This is a genomic window from Streptomyces sp. NPDC005794, from assembly GCF_042871445.1.
In the GTDB taxonomy this organism is placed as follows: Bacteria; Actinomycetota; Actinomycetes; order Streptomycetales; family Streptomycetaceae; genus Streptomyces.
The window spans coordinates 279,969-294,803 of the sequence record NZ_JBIAIN010000001.1 but is presented as its reverse complement, the minus strand read 5'-3'; the positions used below and the strand labels follow the sequence as shown (position 1 = coordinate 294,803).

At 70.9% G+C, this 14,835-nt stretch carries 13 protein-coding genes and 1 pseudogene; 5 read left to right on the top strand and 9 right to left on the bottom strand.

Annotation, left to right across the window (positions count from 1 at the left end; all coding sequences use genetic code 11):
* Nucleotides 1-44: 44 nt before the first annotated feature.
* Complete coding sequence (locus ACFYQ5_RS01365) at nucleotides 45-905, bottom strand: NAD(P)H-binding protein (RefSeq protein WP_389191379.1); 861 nt, start codon at nucleotides 903-905, stop codon at nucleotides 45-47.
* A gap of 102 nt (nucleotides 906-1,007) precedes the next feature.
* Here ACFYQ5_RS01365 and ACFYQ5_RS01360 point away from each other — a divergent pair, with 102 nt between their 5' ends.
* On the top strand, nucleotides 1,008-1,961 hold the full coding sequence (locus ACFYQ5_RS01360; protein WP_389191376.1) for an AraC family transcriptional regulator: 954 nt from the start codon (nucleotides 1,008-1,010) through the stop codon (nucleotides 1,959-1,961).
* Nucleotides 1,962-2,081: 120 nt separating this feature from the next.
* Here the strand turns inward: ACFYQ5_RS01360 and ACFYQ5_RS01355 are convergent, their stop codons facing one another.
* Nucleotides 2,082-2,963: an NAD(P)H-binding protein gene (locus ACFYQ5_RS01355; protein ID WP_389191373.1), complete on the bottom strand. Its 882-nt coding sequence runs from the start codon at nucleotides 2,961-2,963 to the stop codon at nucleotides 2,082-2,084.
* Nucleotides 2,964-3,293: 330 nt separating this feature from the next.
* On the opposite strand from ACFYQ5_RS01355, the gene ACFYQ5_RS01350 reads away from it, so the two are divergent.
* Together ACFYQ5_RS01350 and ACFYQ5_RS01345 are read left to right on the top strand one after the other, a co-directional pair.
* A complete protein-coding gene (locus tag ACFYQ5_RS01350) occupies nucleotides 3,294-4,127 on the top strand; it encodes a PIG-L family deacetylase (protein WP_389191370.1) in 834 nt (277 codons plus the stop codon).
* A 344-nt stretch (nucleotides 4,128-4,471) separates the two neighbouring features.
* On the top strand, nucleotides 4,472-5,119 hold the full coding sequence (locus ACFYQ5_RS01345) for a DUF4232 domain-containing protein (RefSeq protein WP_389191938.1): 648 nt from the start codon (nucleotides 4,472-4,474) through the stop codon (nucleotides 5,117-5,119).
* 156 nt (nucleotides 5,120-5,275) lie between these two features.
* On the opposite strand, the gene ACFYQ5_RS01340 is transcribed toward ACFYQ5_RS01345, so the two are convergent.
* The 4 genes from ACFYQ5_RS01340 to ACFYQ5_RS01325 all read right to left on the bottom strand — a co-directional run bounded on the left by ACFYQ5_RS01340 (nucleotide 5,276) and on the right by ACFYQ5_RS01325 (nucleotide 10,326).
* Nucleotides 5,276-5,920 carry a response regulator gene (locus ACFYQ5_RS01340; RefSeq protein ID WP_389191368.1) on the bottom strand — a complete coding sequence of 215 codons (645 nt, stop codon included), beginning with the start codon at nucleotides 5,918-5,920 and terminating at the stop codon, nucleotides 5,276-5,278.
* 4 nt (nucleotides 5,921-5,924) lie between these two features.
* The gene (locus ACFYQ5_RS01335) at nucleotides 5,925-7,280 is read right to left on the bottom strand and encodes a sensor histidine kinase (RefSeq protein ID WP_389191365.1); all 1,356 of its coding nucleotides are present in this window, start codon (nucleotides 7,278-7,280) and stop codon (nucleotides 5,925-5,927) included.
* A 93-nt stretch (nucleotides 7,281-7,373) separates the two neighbouring features.
* Nucleotides 7,374-8,597 carry a Clp protease N-terminal domain-containing protein gene (locus tag ACFYQ5_RS01330; protein ID WP_389191362.1) on the bottom strand — a complete coding sequence of 408 codons (1,224 nt, stop codon included), beginning with the start codon at nucleotides 8,595-8,597 and terminating at the stop codon, nucleotides 7,374-7,376.
* 295 nt (nucleotides 8,598-8,892) lie between these two features.
* Entirely contained in the window at nucleotides 8,893-10,326 is a 1,434-nt protein-coding gene (locus ACFYQ5_RS01325; protein ID WP_389191359.1) for a PA14 domain-containing protein, read from the bottom strand.
* Nucleotides 10,327-10,389: 63 nt separating this feature from the next.
* On the opposite strand from ACFYQ5_RS01325, the gene ACFYQ5_RS01320 reads away from it, so the two are divergent.
* On the top strand, nucleotides 10,390-10,878 hold the full coding sequence (locus ACFYQ5_RS01320) for a hypothetical protein (protein ID WP_389191357.1): 489 nt from the start codon (nucleotides 10,390-10,392) through the stop codon (nucleotides 10,876-10,878).
* Here the strand turns inward: ACFYQ5_RS01320 and ACFYQ5_RS01315 are convergent.
* Both ACFYQ5_RS01315 and ACFYQ5_RS01310 read right to left on the bottom strand, forming a co-directional pair.
* Complete coding sequence (locus ACFYQ5_RS01315) at nucleotides 10,841-12,328, bottom strand: MFS transporter (RefSeq protein WP_389191354.1); 1,488 nt, start codon at nucleotides 12,326-12,328, stop codon at nucleotides 10,841-10,843. The genes ACFYQ5_RS01320 and ACFYQ5_RS01315 overlap by 38 nt on opposite strands.
* Before the next feature lie 144 nt (nucleotides 12,329-12,472).
* A complete protein-coding gene (locus tag ACFYQ5_RS01310) occupies nucleotides 12,473-13,594 on the bottom strand; it encodes an FAD-dependent monooxygenase (RefSeq protein ID WP_389191351.1) in 1,122 nt (373 codons plus the stop codon).
* A 235-nt stretch (nucleotides 13,595-13,829) separates the two neighbouring features.
* Here ACFYQ5_RS01310 and ACFYQ5_RS01305 point away from each other — a divergent pair, with 235 nt between their 5' ends.
* On the top strand, nucleotides 13,830-14,435 hold the full coding sequence (locus ACFYQ5_RS01305; RefSeq protein ID WP_389191348.1) for a TetR/AcrR family transcriptional regulator: 606 nt from the start codon (nucleotides 13,830-13,832) through the stop codon (nucleotides 14,433-14,435).
* 95 nt (nucleotides 14,436-14,530) lie between these two features.
* On the opposite strand, the pseudogene ACFYQ5_RS01300 reads toward ACFYQ5_RS01305, so the two are convergent.
* Nucleotides 14,531-14,829: pseudogene (locus ACFYQ5_RS01300) on the bottom strand (MFS transporter); the annotation flags it as partial.
* Nucleotides 14,830-14,835 lie beyond the last annotated feature (6 nt).

The following is a 14,835-nucleotide window of genomic DNA, read 5'->3' as shown; positions in this document are numbered from 1 at the left end:
ACGCGCCTGACCTGTCAGGTGCGCCAGGTGACGGACAGCGCCTCTTACGGCGCCCAGGTCCCCCGGGCCGCGATGCGGCGTGCCCACGGCTCCAGGTCGGCGGGCTCGCGGCCCAGTACCCGGCGGACATCGTCGGTCACCTCGGCAGAGTGGCCCGCCCGGTGCAGGGCGAACATGGCGCCGAGCCCGTCGGCGGCGGATTCCGGCCAGCCCTCGGCGAGAAGTTCGGACCGGTAGGCGGCCGGGGTGAGTTCCTCGTAGCGGATGGGCCGGCCGGCCGCCTCGGCGATCGTCCGGGTGGCCTCGGCGAAGGTGAGCGCGCGCGGGCCGGACAGTTCGTAGGTGCGGCCCGCGTGACCGTCCTCGGTGAGCACCGTCGCCGCGACCGCGGCCACGTCGTCGGCGTCGATGAACGGCTCCGGCATCTCCCCGATCGGCAGGCCCAGACGGCCTGCCCGCAGAGGAGCCAGCCACAGGTCCTCGTCGAAGTTCTGGAAGAAGTTGTTGGGCCGCAGGACGGTCCACTCGACGCCGGACTCCCGCACCGCCTCCTCACCGGCGGCCATGCCCTGGCCGAAGCCGAAGCCGTCGCCCGCCTTCTCGATGCCGTGACCGGAGAGAGCCACGAAACGGCGCACCCCGGATGCTGCCGCCTGCCGGACGAACTCCCGCACGTGGGACGGGTCGTCGGGCGCGACGAGGTAGACCGCCCCGGCTCCGGCGAGCGCGGGCTCCCAGGTGTCGGGCAGGGTCCAGTCGAAGACGACCTCACCGGAGCGGGAGGCGGCCCGGACCGAGGTGGTGCCCGTGTCGCGCAGTCGGGTGGCGAGTCGGCGGCCGGTCTTGCCGGTGGCGCCGAGGACGAGGATGTCGGACGAGGTGCCGTGCGCGCTCTGTGTGGTCATGGGCCAAGTCCATCGCGGCGCCGACACCGGAACCATGGCCGTCCGTCCGCCGTGCATAGGTCATCGTCCGGGACACCCGTGGTCCTGCCTATCGTTGGCTCCATGGACGTGTTCGACGAGCTGTTGCGGGACGTGCGGGGCAAGGGTGCGGTGTTCGGTCGTTCGGTGCTGTGGCCGCCGTGGTCGCTGCGGTTCACCGACGGCGCGTACCTGACTCTGTGCGTACCGCTGCGTGGCGCCGGATGGATCGTGCCGGAGAGCGGAGAGGCGCGGCACGTGGCGCTCGGCGAGACAGCGATCGTCCGGGGGCCCGCACCGTTCTGCTTCACCGACGACCCGCCGAACGGTGCGGCGCCGGAGCGGAGGACGGGCGTACGGGAGGTGAACTGGGGCGAGGACGCGCCGGACGCCGCCGATCGTGACCTCGAACTCAGCTGCTCCACCGCGCTGTTGGCTGCCGCGTACGACGTACGGGAGCAGGTTCCGCAGCGGATCCTCCGTGCTCTGCCGCCGGTCCTGGTGGTACCCGACGAGCAGGACTGCTCGCCGATGCGGGACTACCTGGAGGCGCAGATCGAGGGCGGCCGGCCGGGACACCAGATCGTGCTCGACCGGCTTCTCGACTGGCTGCTGGTGTGCACGCTGCGTGACTGGTTCGACCGTCCGGAGGCCGAACCGCCGGGGTGGTACGGCGCACTCGGCGACGAGGTGGCGGGGCCCGCCCTGCGCGCGATCCACGAGGACCCGGCCCACCCGTGGACGACAGCGGAGCTGGCGAGCCGGGCGGGGGTGTCGAGGACGACCTTGGCGAAGCGGTTCACGGAACTGGTCGGGAACGGGCCGGTGGCGTACCTCACCGAGTGGCGTATGACGCTCGCCGCCGACCTGCTGACCCGCCCGGAACTGACGGTGGCGGCGGTGGCCCGGCGGGTCGGCTACGCGGATGCGTTCGGCTTCAGCGCGGCGTTCAAGCGGCTCCGGGGCGAGAGCCCGAGCACGTACCGGCAGGAGGCCGCCACCGCCCACGTACCGGACCACGCCGTACCGGCGGGGTGAATCGCCGCATCAGTCGGCGAACCGGGCCGTTCCGGCGGAGGAAGGACCGGTACGCGCCGGCAACGGCGGGAAGGCGCCGGATCCCTCCGACGCCTTCCCCCTGCGTACCCCGGCCCCCTCTCAGGACCAGGCGCCCGCCGCCGACGCGTCACGGACGAAGTCGGCGAAGTCGCGCGGCGGGCGTCCGAGTGCTCTGCGTACACCGTCCGTGACCGGGGCCTCCTGGCTGGTGCGGATCGGTTTCATCGCGTCGGTCCAGAGCGCGGCCTCCTCCTCGGGCATCCCCTGTGCCACCAGGCCGGCCCGGAAGGCTGCCTCCTCCACCGGGACGTAGGTGGCGCGCACGCCGGTCACCTTCGCGATCTCGTCGAGTACGTCGGCGATCCCGAGCGCCCTGGGGCCGGAGAGTTCGTACACCTCGCCGTCGTGGCCGTCCTCGGTCAGGGCCGCGGCGGCGACCGCCGCGATGTCGTCGGCGTCGACGAACGCGGCGGCCCCGCCACCGGTGGGCAGAGCCAGTTCACCGGCACGTACGCCGTCGAGGAAGACGCCCTCGCTGAAGTTCTGGGCGAACCAGCCGGGCCGCAGGATCGTCCAGGCGACGCCGGATGACCGGACGGCCGCCTCGCCCTCCACATGCGGGCCGCCGCCCTCGTAGGAGGAGCCGAAGTAGCCGGGCACGTCCACGCCCCGGGCCGAGAGCATCACCAGCCGTCGCACCCCGCTCGCGACAGCCTGCTCGACGAAGGCGGGCATCGGGGAGGGCGAGGTGTCCAGCGGGACGATGTAGACGGCGTCGACCTCGTCGAGGGCCGCCTGCCAGGTCGTCCGGTCCTCCCAGTCGAAGAGGGTGTCCCCGGACCGTGAGGCCGCTCGGGTCTTCACCCCCAGCTCGCGGAGCCGGGCCACCGTCCTACGGCCGGTCTTGCCGGAGCCGCCGATCACCAGCACCGTGTTCCCGGTGCTCATCGTGTCCGTACGTGTCGCGTCCGTCTGTGTCATGCCGCAAGCTTGGCCGCGCCGGTGGTCCGCAGCCATGGTTCATCGTCCGGGTGGGATGTCCGCGCGTCCGGGCGTGTGACGAGCGAGCGGCGGCACCACCGCGCACGCGTCGTGTCACCGAGGGAACACCGGCACCTGGAAGACCAGGAGGCCGCGTCGGGAACAGCCGGTCCGGCCGACACGGTTGCACCCGAGGGGGACCGGCGCCGCACGGGGGGAACACGGGGGACCACGAGGTCGTCCACCCCCACCAGGACCCGGGCCCCAGGATCGCGGTAGGACCGCCGCGCACCCGGACCAAGACGTAGTTCTGCAGGAGGACTGTTTTTCATGACTGACCGGCCCTTGACGCTCATGGCAGTACACGCCCACCCCGACGACGAGGCCACCGGAACCGGAGGGGTCCTCGCGCGGTACGCGGCGGAAGGCATCCGCACGGTTCTCGTGACGTGTACCGACGGCGGTTGCGGTGATGGACCGGGGGGTGTCAAGCCGGGCGATCCCGGGCATGATCCGGCGACCGTCACTTTGATGCGCCGTCGAGAACTCGAGGCGAGCTGTGACGTCCTGAAGATCAGCGACCTGGAGACGCTGGACTATGCCGACTCCGGAATGATGGGCTGGCCGAGCAACGACGCCACCGGATCCTTCTGGCAGACCCCCGTGGAGGAAGGCGCCGCCCGACTTGCGGAACTCATGCGGCACTACCGGCCCGATGTGGTCGTCACCTACGACGAGAACGGCTTCTACGGCCACCCCGACCACATCCAGGCCCACCGCATCACGATGGCGGCGCTGGAGATGACCGCGCTGACGCCGAAGGTGTACTGGACGACGATGCCCCGCTCGATGATGCAGCGGTTCGGGGAGACCATGCGCGAGTTCCAGGAGGACATGCCGGAGCCGGATCCGGCCGAGACCGCCGCCCTGGCCGAGATCGGCCTCCCCGACGACGAGATCACCACGTGGGTGGACACCACCGCGTTCAGCGGTCAGAAGTTCGACGCGCTGGCCGCGCACGCCAGCCAGGGCGAGAACATCTTCTTCCTCAAGATGGGCAAGGAGAGGTTCGGCGAGTTCATGGGCGTGGAGACCTTCATACGTGTCAAGGACGCCACCGGCGCGGCAGTACCCGAGACCGATCTCTTCGCCGGACTGCGCTGACCCGCCCGCCCGGCCCGGGCCAGCTCATCGGTCTCAACGGGCCTGTCCTCCCCGTCCCACTTCGAGGAGCCGCCGCATCCAGGTGGACAAGCGCCCGTTTTCCCCGGCCGGGCTGACCGGAACAGCGTGCGCTGGAGGCTTCACCGAAGCCTCCAGCGCACGGCCCGGTCTCTCCGGCACCGGGCTACGCCACCGTCCATTCGACTCCATCCAAGCGCTTGTTCTGGAACCGTTGTTGCTGAGACAGAACCCGGACACGCGCAGGATCATTTCAGGATCGACTCGGCCCTAGTGTCATCGGTGCAAGCAGGAAGCACCGCAACCAAAAGCCGCTGGAGATCATGATGCGTTCGCGCCTCGCCACCCGTTCCGCCCGTCTCGCCCTCGCCGCCGCGGCCGTGACGGCCCTCGCGGTCACTTCCACCGCCTGCAGCCCCGACGACGCCGCGGACAACAGCAGTTCCTCGGCTTCCTCCGGCGGCAACGGCTCCGGTACCAGCGGCTCCGTTTCCAGTAACTCCGCCAAGTCCAGCGACGCCACCAACAAGGCCGCCGCCTCCGGCGAAGGCGAGAAGAGCGGCTACGGGCAGTCCTGCGGCACCAACGACCTGAACTTCACGGTCACCTCCGAGTCCCAGGCCGGCGGCTACTACCTCGTCACCGCCAAGGCCAAGTCCGGTATCACCTGCTACCTGGACGTCAACACCCCCAGCGTGTCCTTCGGCTCCGGCGCCGACGGCCTCGCCTCCCCCGTCGGACAGGGTGGCGAAGACCCCATCAAGCTCACCGGATCCGCCGTCGCCTACACCGGTATCAGCCCCAAGACCACCAACACCGATGGCGGCAAGGAATTCGAGAACGTCATCATCGCCATCACCAACGACGACCCCGACCCCGCCGAGCTCAAGCTCCCCGACACCGCCGTCGTCGACAAGCCCATCGTCACCAACTGGGCCACCAACCGCGCCGAGGCCGTCCCCGTCATCGCCTGACACACCGGACCGACACCGCCGACACCGCCGACGTCGCGCTCTGCACCATGACGCCCATCGACGCAGTCACCCCCGCGCGCACTGCCGGGCAGCCGACCCCGTCCGGAGGCGTCCCGGGCGGCTTCCGTGGTGGGCAGGTGTGCGGTCTGCCGGGCGTCAGCCGTGCAGCCCCGCCTCCTGCGCCAGCACCGCCGCCTGGACGCGGTTGGTGCAGTCGGTGCGGGTGAGGATGCTGCTGATGTGGGCCTTGACCGTGCCGGAGCTCAGGTGGAGCTGTGCGGCGATCCCGGCGTTGGAGAGGCCGGTGCCCAGCAGCCGGAGGACGTCCCGTTCGGCCGGCGTCAGGTCCGCGATACGACGTGACGCGGCGTCGCTGTTGTGGCCGGACCGGGTCCGGAAGGCGACGAGTTGGCGGGTGACCTGCGGGGCGAGGACCGGTTCTCCGGCGGCTGCGCGGCGTACGGCGTCGATGAGGTCGCGGGGGCCGGTGTCCTTGAGGAGGTAGCCGTGAGCTCCGGCGCGCAGGGCGCGGGTGACGCTCGGTTCCTCGCCGAAGGCCGTCAGCATCACCACCCGGGTACGGGGCGAGTGGCGGACGATCTCGGCGGCGCCGGTGATGCCGTCACCGGGCATGCGGATGTCGAGGAGGGCGACGTCGACGGGGTGGGCGCGACAGGCTTCGACGGCCTCACGGGCGTCCTGCGCCTCGGCCACGATACGGATCTCGTCGTCGTTCTCCAGGATCAGCCGGATCCCGGCGCGCATCAGCGCCTCGTCGTCGGCGATCAGCACTCGGATCATCGGTTCAGTGTAGGACCTTCGTGATCAGCAGGACGAGGGTGCCGCCGACCGTCGGCAGCAACCCCAGCATCGCCGCGCAGCCCCCGCCCAGGAGGCGGGGCCACGTGAGGACCTCCGTGGACAGCGCGGGCTGGGAGCCCGCGCCGCCGGACGACGGCCCGGTCGAAGTGGAGTACACGGGCGGCACGTCGGGCCGGGCCGGTATCCGGGCGGAGAGGGCGAAGCCGCCCTCCGGACGCGGTCCGGCGTGGAGAGCGCCACCGAGCAGGCTGATCCTTTCCCGGAGGCCGACGAGTCCGCTGCGGTTCCCGTCCCCGGGCGAACAGGGCGTCGGCGGGGCTTCGTTGACGACCGCGACCACCACCCTGTCCCCCTCGTCGTGGAACGTCACGCGCACAGGCGCGCCGGACGCGTGCTTGAGCGCGTTGGCGAGGCCTTCGCGGGTGACGCGGTGGACGGCCTGCCGGGTGCGGGCGTCCGTGTCCACAGGCCCGGTCGCGTTCCAGTGCAGTTCGGCGTCAGCTCCCGCGCTCCGGGAATCCGCGACGAGGGCCGAGAGATCCTCGCGAGTCCCTCGCTCGCCGGTCTCCTCGTCCGACCGGTGCCGGAGTACGCCGAGGATGCCGCGCAGCTCTTCCATGGCTGTTCCCGCGGTGGTGCGCAGGAGTTCGGCCTGGGGGGCCAGCGGGGGCGCCTGTCGTTCGGCGGCGAGCTGGAGGGCTCCGGCGTGCATCGAGATGAGGCCGATGCGGTGGCCGAGCAGATCGTGCATCTCGGCGGCGATGCGCGCCCGTTCCTCCATGCGGGCCGCCTCGTCGGTGAGCAAGCGGGCCTGTTCGAGGTACGCGTTGCGTTCCCGCAGCAGCCCGGTCAGCGGACGGCGACGCCCAGGCATCAGGCCGGACAGCGCGGGCAGCAGGACGAACAGCGCGCTCACGCCGGCGTCGGCGGCCAGGTACGGCGTCCTCGGGGGTCCGCTGAGGGACTGGGCGGCAATCGACACGAGCCCGGAGCCCGCAGCGCTCGCCCCGGCGACGCCCCAGGCGCGCCGTGCCGGTGCGATGCGGCGCGCGGCGGACCACACGACGCACGGCACCGCCACCATCGCCCACACGTGGTCCCCGGCGACCACCGGCGCGCAGCACAGGACCGTCAGGGCCGGGTACACCCGCCGCGCGGGCACGAGCAGCGCCGCCCACACGCCCAGGAGGGCTGCCATGACCGGGTGCGCCGGCGGTGTCAGTGGAATCGGCACGAGCGCGCACAGCAGGACCAGGCCGGCGAGTACGGACTCCGTGACGACGGTCCGCCGGGGAGCGGCCCGCACCGCATGCCGGATCGAGGCGGCTTCGCGGCACATCCGCCTCCGCGGTCGCACTGCCGGGCTCATCGTTTCCTCCATGCCGTCCTCAACGACTCTTCTCGACATACGCGTCGGCGAACCGCTGCGGCCTCAGGCTGATCGCGCCGCTCCTCCCGGGACTTGGAGCTCCGGCTCCGCCCGCAGTGCGGCGACGTCCACCCCGCTCTCGGTCAGTACACGCTCGATCTCCGCTGCGGACTCCGCGTCCGTCCCGGTCTCGTCCAGCAGGGCGGCCAGCAGGTGGGTCGTGCCGACCGTGGACGAGCCCTGGGCGGAAGCGGTGAGCTGCGTGACGTGCAGGAGCCGTCGGTCGCGGTCGGCGGTGCCGTCTCCCACCGGGGGCTCCCCCTCCGCGACCTCGGTGGAAAGGAACAGCACCCGGGCGACAGCGTCCTGCCGTGCGCCGTGCCGCCGGAGTAGTTCCGCTCCCTGATTCGCTCCCGTCAGCGTCTCGGGCAGCTCACGTCCCGCGACGGTCAACGACCGGTCCAGCGCCAGGACACCCAGCAGTACATCGACGGGCTCCTGCTGCGGCGCCCCGCGCCGCACCGCCCCTCGTAGCGACTCCGCGCGCACCGCACTCACGACCGAGGAACCGAACCCCGCACCGCCCCCGAATATCCAGGCGGTGAGCTTCCGGGTCAGCGGATTGCCGCTCTTCCCGAACGTCCCCGACTTGCGCAGCATCAACACCGAGCCGGGCTCCGGCGTCGTGTCGCTCCCCTTCAACGCGTCGAGCGCGGCCGAGGCGGCGGAGACGTCCAGCTTTTCCACGACCATGGCCTCGCGGGCACGTGTACCGGGCCGCTCGACCAGTGCGTGTGCCACGTGGCGCACGCGCACCGAAAGAGCGCCTTCCGCCCGTGCGGTCTCCAGCGCGTTGCGTAGGCAGGTCCGCAACGCACCGGTCATCGGGGGGAGTTCGAGGCTCTCCCGCTCTTCCTCCTCCTTCTTCCGATTCTTCCAGCTCAGTCGCTTGGCCCTGTCCTGCCGGACCTCCCGCCAGACGGAGTCGATCTCCCGCTCGAGTTCCGGGGCGCCCGCCGTGCCGTCATCCGTGTCGTCGCTGACCCACACGGAGGTCCCACGGCTTCCGATCGAACCGCCGAGCGAGCCGGAGGCCCTCATCCCGGGGGCGATCGCGGAACCCGCGGCCCAGTCACCCGACACGAGTGCGGCCAGCACACTCTCCGTACCGACGTCCTCGCGTTCCTGCTTGGCCACGTTACTCACCGTCTCCAGCAACAGCGTGACGACGTCCCTCTCGAACTCGGTGGTCGCACCGGTGTTGCGGTCGGAAGTTCGCTGATCCATCGGGTCTTCCTCTCCGTGGTGTCACCTGCTGAGAAGGAAGCTAGCCCGCGTTCTCCGGCTCCGCGTCGGCCGACCGGCCATGCTTCCGGTCCGAACGGCCGGGTCCGGCCTACGTGGGCCAGCTGCGCCGAGGCCACCGCTACCGACGATCGGCCTTCACGCTCAGGTCGTGAAGGCCGACGTCACACCGCGCTGACGGCATCACCGAGCCGGCAGGGCGAAGCGACAGGGCGCGCGTACCGGGTAAGGGCGGTTTCCCTCGGCTCGGGGCTCCGTCGCGTGTGCGCCGTGACCGTCAGCCGACCGGCACGGTCACGGCACGGATCTCGCTGGACGGCGAGTAGTTCCCGGCCGCGTCATAGGTACGGGCCCGGTACTCGTGGGTGCGCCCATCGGCGGGCAGCGAGTCGCAGACGGTGGCCGTGGCATGGTCGCCGCGCCGGTCGTAGCCTTGGTGCAGGACGACCGTCCAGGTGCCCGTCCCCGTCCCCGTCGCACGGCGCTCGATCTCGAGGCCGGTGAAGTCGCGGATCGGAGCCGGTGTGTAGTCGGTGGCGGTCGCCTGGATGCCGCTCGCGCAGGAGCCCAGGGCCAGATCGGGGGCGTAGGCGGGGGCGATGCCGTCGGGAATGCTGAGCCACAGTTCGTTGGCGGCGCCGGCCTCGAGCCAGTGGGGGTTGTACGTGGTGGTGCCCGCGTCGTTGCTGACGAGTACTCGGTAGTGACGGGTCTCGCCGTCGGCGGCGACGGGGCCGGTGGTCCAGGTGTTGCCCTTGGTGGTGCCGAGCGGGACCCAGACGTAGGAGCCGTTCACCTTGTCGTTGCTCAGGACCGTGTAGTGGTCGAAGTGCGGCTCGGTGTTGAGGGGCCACTTCAGGGTGACCTTGCCGGTCGCCTTGGCGTAGGTGCCGGTCAGGGAGGTGACGACGGGCAGTGGACGGACGATGGTGTCCGTGCTGCCCGACGAGGTGTTGCCTGCCTTGTCCTTGGCGCGTACCTCGTAGTAGTAGGGCGTGCGGTCGTCGGAGTTCACGAGGGGGTCGGTGTGGCTGCGGCCGGTGGTCGTGGTGACCTTCGTCCAGGTGCTGGAGCCGACGGGCCGCCGGTAGAGGGCGTAACTCGCGAGGTCCATCTCCTTGTTGGCGGACCAGGAGACGGTCGACTTGCGGGTCTTGGTGTTGTAGGCGGTCTTCACGCCGGTGGGGGCGAGTGGCCTCGTCCTGTCGTAGGTGGCCGCAGTCCGGGGTGTGTACGTGTGTTTGACCTTCGCGGCTCCGGACCAGTTCACGTAGTCGACGCGGATGGTGTGTCTGCCGGACGGGACGGTGAGGTTGACGCTCTTGGACCGGGCGGTGTTACCGGTGTTCGTCCACAGGTTGATCTTTCGGACGCCGTCCAGGTACACGCGGACGCCGTCGGTGGCGGAGGCGGTGAACGCGAAGGGGCCGCCGGAGCCGAAGTCCCGGGTCACCGACCAGCGGACACCGAAGTTGTCCGACGGCACACCGGAGACCGGTTTACCGGTCCAGCTCTCACTGATCGTACTGTCGCAGTCGGTCCTCACCGGGGAGCCGGAGAAAGAGGTGTTCTTGTAGAACGTCCGCTTGTGGACGCCGGTCGAGCAGGTGACGTCGGCGGCTGCAGCCTGCGGGACGGCCAGCAGGCTACCGAGAACGGCGGCGGACAGGACACCACCGACCCGGGGGACGACGAGACTCTTCTGATGCACGAGGACCTTTCGCACTGTGCGGGCAAGACGTACAGCAGGGAGACTCGTCAAGGGGGAGGAAAGTTGCACCGCTCGCCGGCCCTCGGTGCCGCCTCCTCCGACGTGGCATGGGGGCCTACCAGCGCGTCGAGCACGCGCTCCGTCTGCCCGCAGAGCCGTCACCACCGGCCCGGCAGCCCACTGTCCGGGCACGTACGCGTGAACCGGCCCGGCAGAGCGTCCCGTACGGGGAAGCCCGCCCTCGCCCTACGGGACCTCAGCTTCGGCTACGACCCGAACCGGCCGGTGCTGCACGGCGTCACCAGATCCCACGAACCGGACTCCGGAAGTCTGCTGTTCGACGGATCGCCCGCCACCGCACTGAGCCGCGTCGCCGCCTGCGGACGCCACGAGGAACTGCTCACCAGCAGTCCCACCTACCGTGAACTCGCCGCCGGACAGATGCTTCGTCCGGCCGCCGCACCGCCCTCCCCCGTGACGACCGTTCCGCCCCGCCCTCACAGCCCGCTGTGCGTCAGGCACGGACCCGACACCGATCGCGGTCAGCGGTGATCTCCTGAGGGTGACCATCGCCAGGCCGGTTGCGTGCCAGCGTGATCGCGGGCACCGCGGCGAGGACGAAGAGCACTCCCGCCATCGCGACGTAGAGGTGCACCCCGGTCGCCGTGCTCACCGGGGCGCCGTCGGCAGAGATCCCGGGGACAACGGTCGCTTTGAGCACCTCGCCCCCGGCGAAGTTGAAGACGACCGAGCCGAGGGCGAGCACGACCGACACCAGACCGGCAGTCGTGCCCTGCCGCTCGGGCGCTTCGATGCTGGTCGCCAGGTTGTACCCGGAGGCGCCGATCGCGCCGGCGGCCATGCCGAGCATGGCGCCGCAGGCGATCGCCAGCGGGAGCACCGACACGCCCGCCAGCATCGCGAAGGTCGCCGCAGTCCCGACGGCGATGCCGCCGAGGAGGGGCAGTGCGGGACCGTACCGCCCCGCGATCCATCCGGCGCACGTACCGCCGATCACGATGCCGAGATTGGGCGTGGCGAGCAGTACCGCGACCGCCTCTCCGTCGCCCAGCCCGTAACCGAGCCCCAGGTCGGAGGGGACCTGGGCGATGACGCCCGTCAGTTGCAGCATGCTCCGGAAGGAGCCTGCTGCCAGGACCAGGGCCAGCAGCGTCAGCAGGATCGGGCGGCTGAGGGACCGGATGTCGATGATGGGTTCGTCGACCCGCAGCGCGAGGAACGCCCACCCGGCCAGCGCGGCGGCACCGGCGGCCAGCAGCGCGATCATGCCCCCGGACAGCCATCCGAAGTCTCTCCCGAGGCTGGTGTAGGCGAGCACCGCGCCGAGGCCGCCGCCGAGCAGCAGCGCCCCGCCCACGTCGACCCGGCCGGTGCTGCGGATCGGCGACTCCGGGATGAAGAAACGTACGCAGAGCGCGGCCACCGCGGCGAGCAGAGCCGCCGCGACGAACACGCTCCGGTAGCCGAACACATCGATGACCGGCTGCATCAGGAACGGTTCGACGACTCCGAGGACGGACGAGCCGGACGTCACGAGCCCGACCAGGGCCATCGCCACCCGTGGGGTGCAGATCTGGCGTGCGAGGGCCACCGTGATGAAGATCGCGGCGAATGCGGCGCCTTGGAGGAAGCGCCCCACCAGGAAGATCCAGACGTTGGGGGCGGCGAGGCAGACCAGCGCTCCCGCGCATGCGAGGAGCAGCGTGCCGATGAGTATCCGGCGCTTGCCGAAGATGTCGGAACTCTTCGCGAGCAGCGGCGACCAGATGGCCCCGGCCAGCATCGCGCTCGCGTTCAGCCACGCGGTCTGGTCGGTGTGGAAATGCTCCAGTAACTGGGGCATGACCATCATGGGTGAGCCGATGGCCATGTCGGCCAGGACGTTGGCGAGGGTGAGAACCGCCGCCCAGAGGATGAGCCGTCGACTCCAGCGGTGCTCCTGGGCGTCGGCGGCGGGCTTGTCCAGCGTGTCTTTCACCATGCGTTCTCTCCATCGCGGTGGGGGTGAGGTCCCGGCGACCGGCACGTCCCCGTGGGTGGCACGGTCGGCGCGGGTTTCCTGTCGAGCCGGCTTCCGGGGAGTGGGCACGCCGGGGAACCGGATGCCGGTCGTACGGCGCCGGGTTCAGGCCGCGCCGGCGCCGGGTGCTTGCAGTGCCTCGTTGCGAGCGGCGATGGCAGCCCAGGTGGTCGGAAGCATGCGGTCGCGGCCGCTGTGGACACGGCCCTGGGCGGACGTGACATAGGGGCGCTGCCGGGCCTCGTACCGTGCGAACGCGGCGGTGTGGTCGTTGCCGCACCGTTCGAGTTCTTCGGCGAGAAAGCGGGCGCCGGTGAGCGCGAGTGAGGTGCCCCGGCCGGACAGGAAGGCCGGGCTGTACCCGGCGTCCCCGACGAGGACGACGCGGCCACGGTGCCAGGCGGGCAGGTGGATCTGGCTCGCGGAGGTGAAGAAGAAGCCAGGATCGGCACGGGCGGCATCGAGCAGCTCCGGGATCCGCCAGGACCGGTAGCCCGCGAAGGCGTCGATGAGGATCTTCTTCTGGGCATCCAGGTCGTGGTGGTCGTAGTCGATCGGTTCCGAGCGGAACTGGAAGACCGCGACGGCCCTGCCCTTGTACCGGAAGATGCCTGCCATCCGGCGGGGGACGTTGTATATCGAGTTGGTGCCCTCGGACCGGGCCTCGCCGGGGTGGTCGGCGAGGGCGAAGTAGACACCGAGGTGCCGGAGGTAGTCCTCCTCGGGCCCGAACACCAGCCTGCGTACGGCGGAGTGCTGGCCGTCGGCACCGAGCACCAGGTCGTACCGCCCGGTGCGGCCCGATGCGAAACTCACGTCGACACCACCGCCTTCGTCGTCGTCGGTCAGTGTCTCGATCGAGTCGCCGAAGCGGATGGCCGCGGTGTCCGGGAGCGCATCGGCGAGGATGCGCACGAGGTCCTCGCGGAGGAGCTCGATGTCGTCGTCGGAGTCGTTGATCTCCGCCATCGGGATCCGGGCCACCGACTCGCCCCCGCTGTCGACGAAGTGGGTGAGCTCGGACATCCGGACCCGCTGCTCCTGGATCTTCGCGAGCAGTCCCATCCTGTCCACGGTCTCGATCGCGTCACCGCGGATGTCGATGGGTGTGCCGGTGAGCCGGAGGTGGCGGGCGTACTCGACCACGGTGACGTCGTGGCCGCGGGTGCCGAGCTCATGTGCGCAGGCGAGCCCGGCGATACCGGCTCCGGATACAAGGATGTTCACGTGTGCGCTCCAGGTTTCGCTGAGGTGGGTGTGCCATCGGATCGGCCTCCGCTCGCCGGTCAGGCAGGCGAACCCGCGGAGCAGTGCGGTCGCGGGCAGGCCGCTGCCGCGGCGATCCGACAACTAAAGAAACAAACTGTCGCTTTTAAAGACCATACGCACCACCGGCTTGCACCGCAACGCCCCACCTGGCGACAATCGGCGCCCCAGCAGAGAGCAGGAGGTGAGCGCGGCGATGGCCGACGGGACCGATGACCGGCCGCCCGCACGGCGCCCAGGTGGCCGCAACGCGCGGGTGAGAGCGCAGATCCTGGCCGCGACCGTCGAACTCGTGGCGCGCGACGGCATCGCGGGCTTCCGCTACGAGGAGGTCGCCGAGTTCGCCGGCGTGCACAAGACCAGCGTCTACCGCAACTGGCCGGACCGCGAGGAGCTGGTGGTCGAAGCCCTGCTGCGCTACGCCGAGGATCTGGCGTCGGTCGCCGACACCGGCGACATCCACCGGGACCTGGTGGACTTCCTGCTGGCCCTCGCCGGTGGCCTGGAAACGCCGTTCGGCCGAACGCTCGAACAGGCCATCCAGCCCGCGCGCCACACCCCCAGCGTCCAGGCGCTGACCAGGATCCTCGACCAGCGCGTGGCCGCCATGCGGCGGCGGGTGGACACCGCTGTCGACCGGGGCGAACTCCCCCCGGTCGACAGCGCCTTCCTCGGCGAGATGATCTCGGGCCCGGTGCACCTCATCGTCAACCGCGGCATGCGCCCGTTCGCCCGCACGGACGCGGAGCGCATCGTCGGCGTGGTGCTCGCCGGCATCCGGGCCACGGCACAGCACGTCTGAGCCATCGAAAGGCCTCCGCCGGCGCGACTCCCGGACCTGATCCTGCGCGCCCGCTCCGGGCCGCAGCCGGGGTCTTCCTCACCGGCTGGACCGCTTCAGGGCCGTCGTACCCCCGTGGCAAGCGCGGCGCCCAGCCACATCACCGCCGTGCTGCCGATCCCGTCGGCCACCAGGCCACCGAGCAGCGCACCACCGCGATGGCGCCGTTGAAGACCCCGACGAACAACGAGGAAGCGCCCTCACGCGCCTCGGGAGCCGAAGCCGGAATCCACGTCTGTGTGCTCGCGGAGACTCCGCCGCAGGTGAGGCCCCACACGGCCATCAGAACGCCGGCGACGAGAAGCGATCCGCCAACCGCCGGAAGGAGCACAACGGTGGCCGCCACGATCGCACCGGCCCG

What these genes read in the sequence shown, in the direction of transcription:
- ACFYQ5_RS01330 (WP_389191362.1), bottom strand. Translation starts at nt 8,597, where the DNA reads ATGGATCAGCGAACTTCCGACCGCAACACCGGTGCGACCACCGAGTTC.
- ACFYQ5_RS01360 (WP_389191376.1), top strand. Translation starts at nt 1,008, where the DNA reads ATGGACGTGTTCGACGAGCTGTTGCGGGACGTGCGGGGCAAGGGTGCG.
- ACFYQ5_RS01345 (WP_389191938.1), top strand. Translation starts at nt 4,472, where the DNA reads ATGCGTTCGCGCCTCGCCACCCGTTCCGCCCGTCTCGCCCTCGCCGCC.
- ACFYQ5_RS01350 (WP_389191370.1), top strand. Translation starts at nt 3,294, where the DNA reads ATGACTGACCGGCCCTTGACGCTCATGGCAGTACACGCCCACCCCGAC.
- ACFYQ5_RS01305 (WP_389191348.1), top strand. Translation starts at nt 13,830, where the DNA reads ATGGCCGACGGGACCGATGACCGGCCGCCCGCACGGCGCCCAGGTGGC.
- ACFYQ5_RS01340 (WP_389191368.1), bottom strand. Translation starts at nt 5,920, where the DNA reads ATGATCCGAGTGCTGATCGCCGACGACGAGGCGCTGATGCGCGCCGGG.
- ACFYQ5_RS01335 (WP_389191365.1), bottom strand. Translation starts at nt 7,280, where the DNA reads ATGTGCCGCGAAGCCGCCTCGATCCGGCATGCGGTGCGGGCCGCTCCC.
- ACFYQ5_RS01365 (WP_389191379.1), bottom strand. Translation starts at nt 905, where the DNA reads ATGACCACACAGAGCGCGCACGGCACCTCGTCCGACATCCTCGTCCTC.
- ACFYQ5_RS01355 (WP_389191373.1), bottom strand. Translation starts at nt 2,963, where the DNA reads ATGACACAGACGGACGCGACACGTACGGACACGATGAGCACCGGGAAC.
- ACFYQ5_RS01315 (WP_389191354.1), bottom strand. Translation starts at nt 12,328, where the DNA reads ATGGTGAAAGACACGCTGGACAAGCCCGCCGCCGACGCCCAGGAGCAC.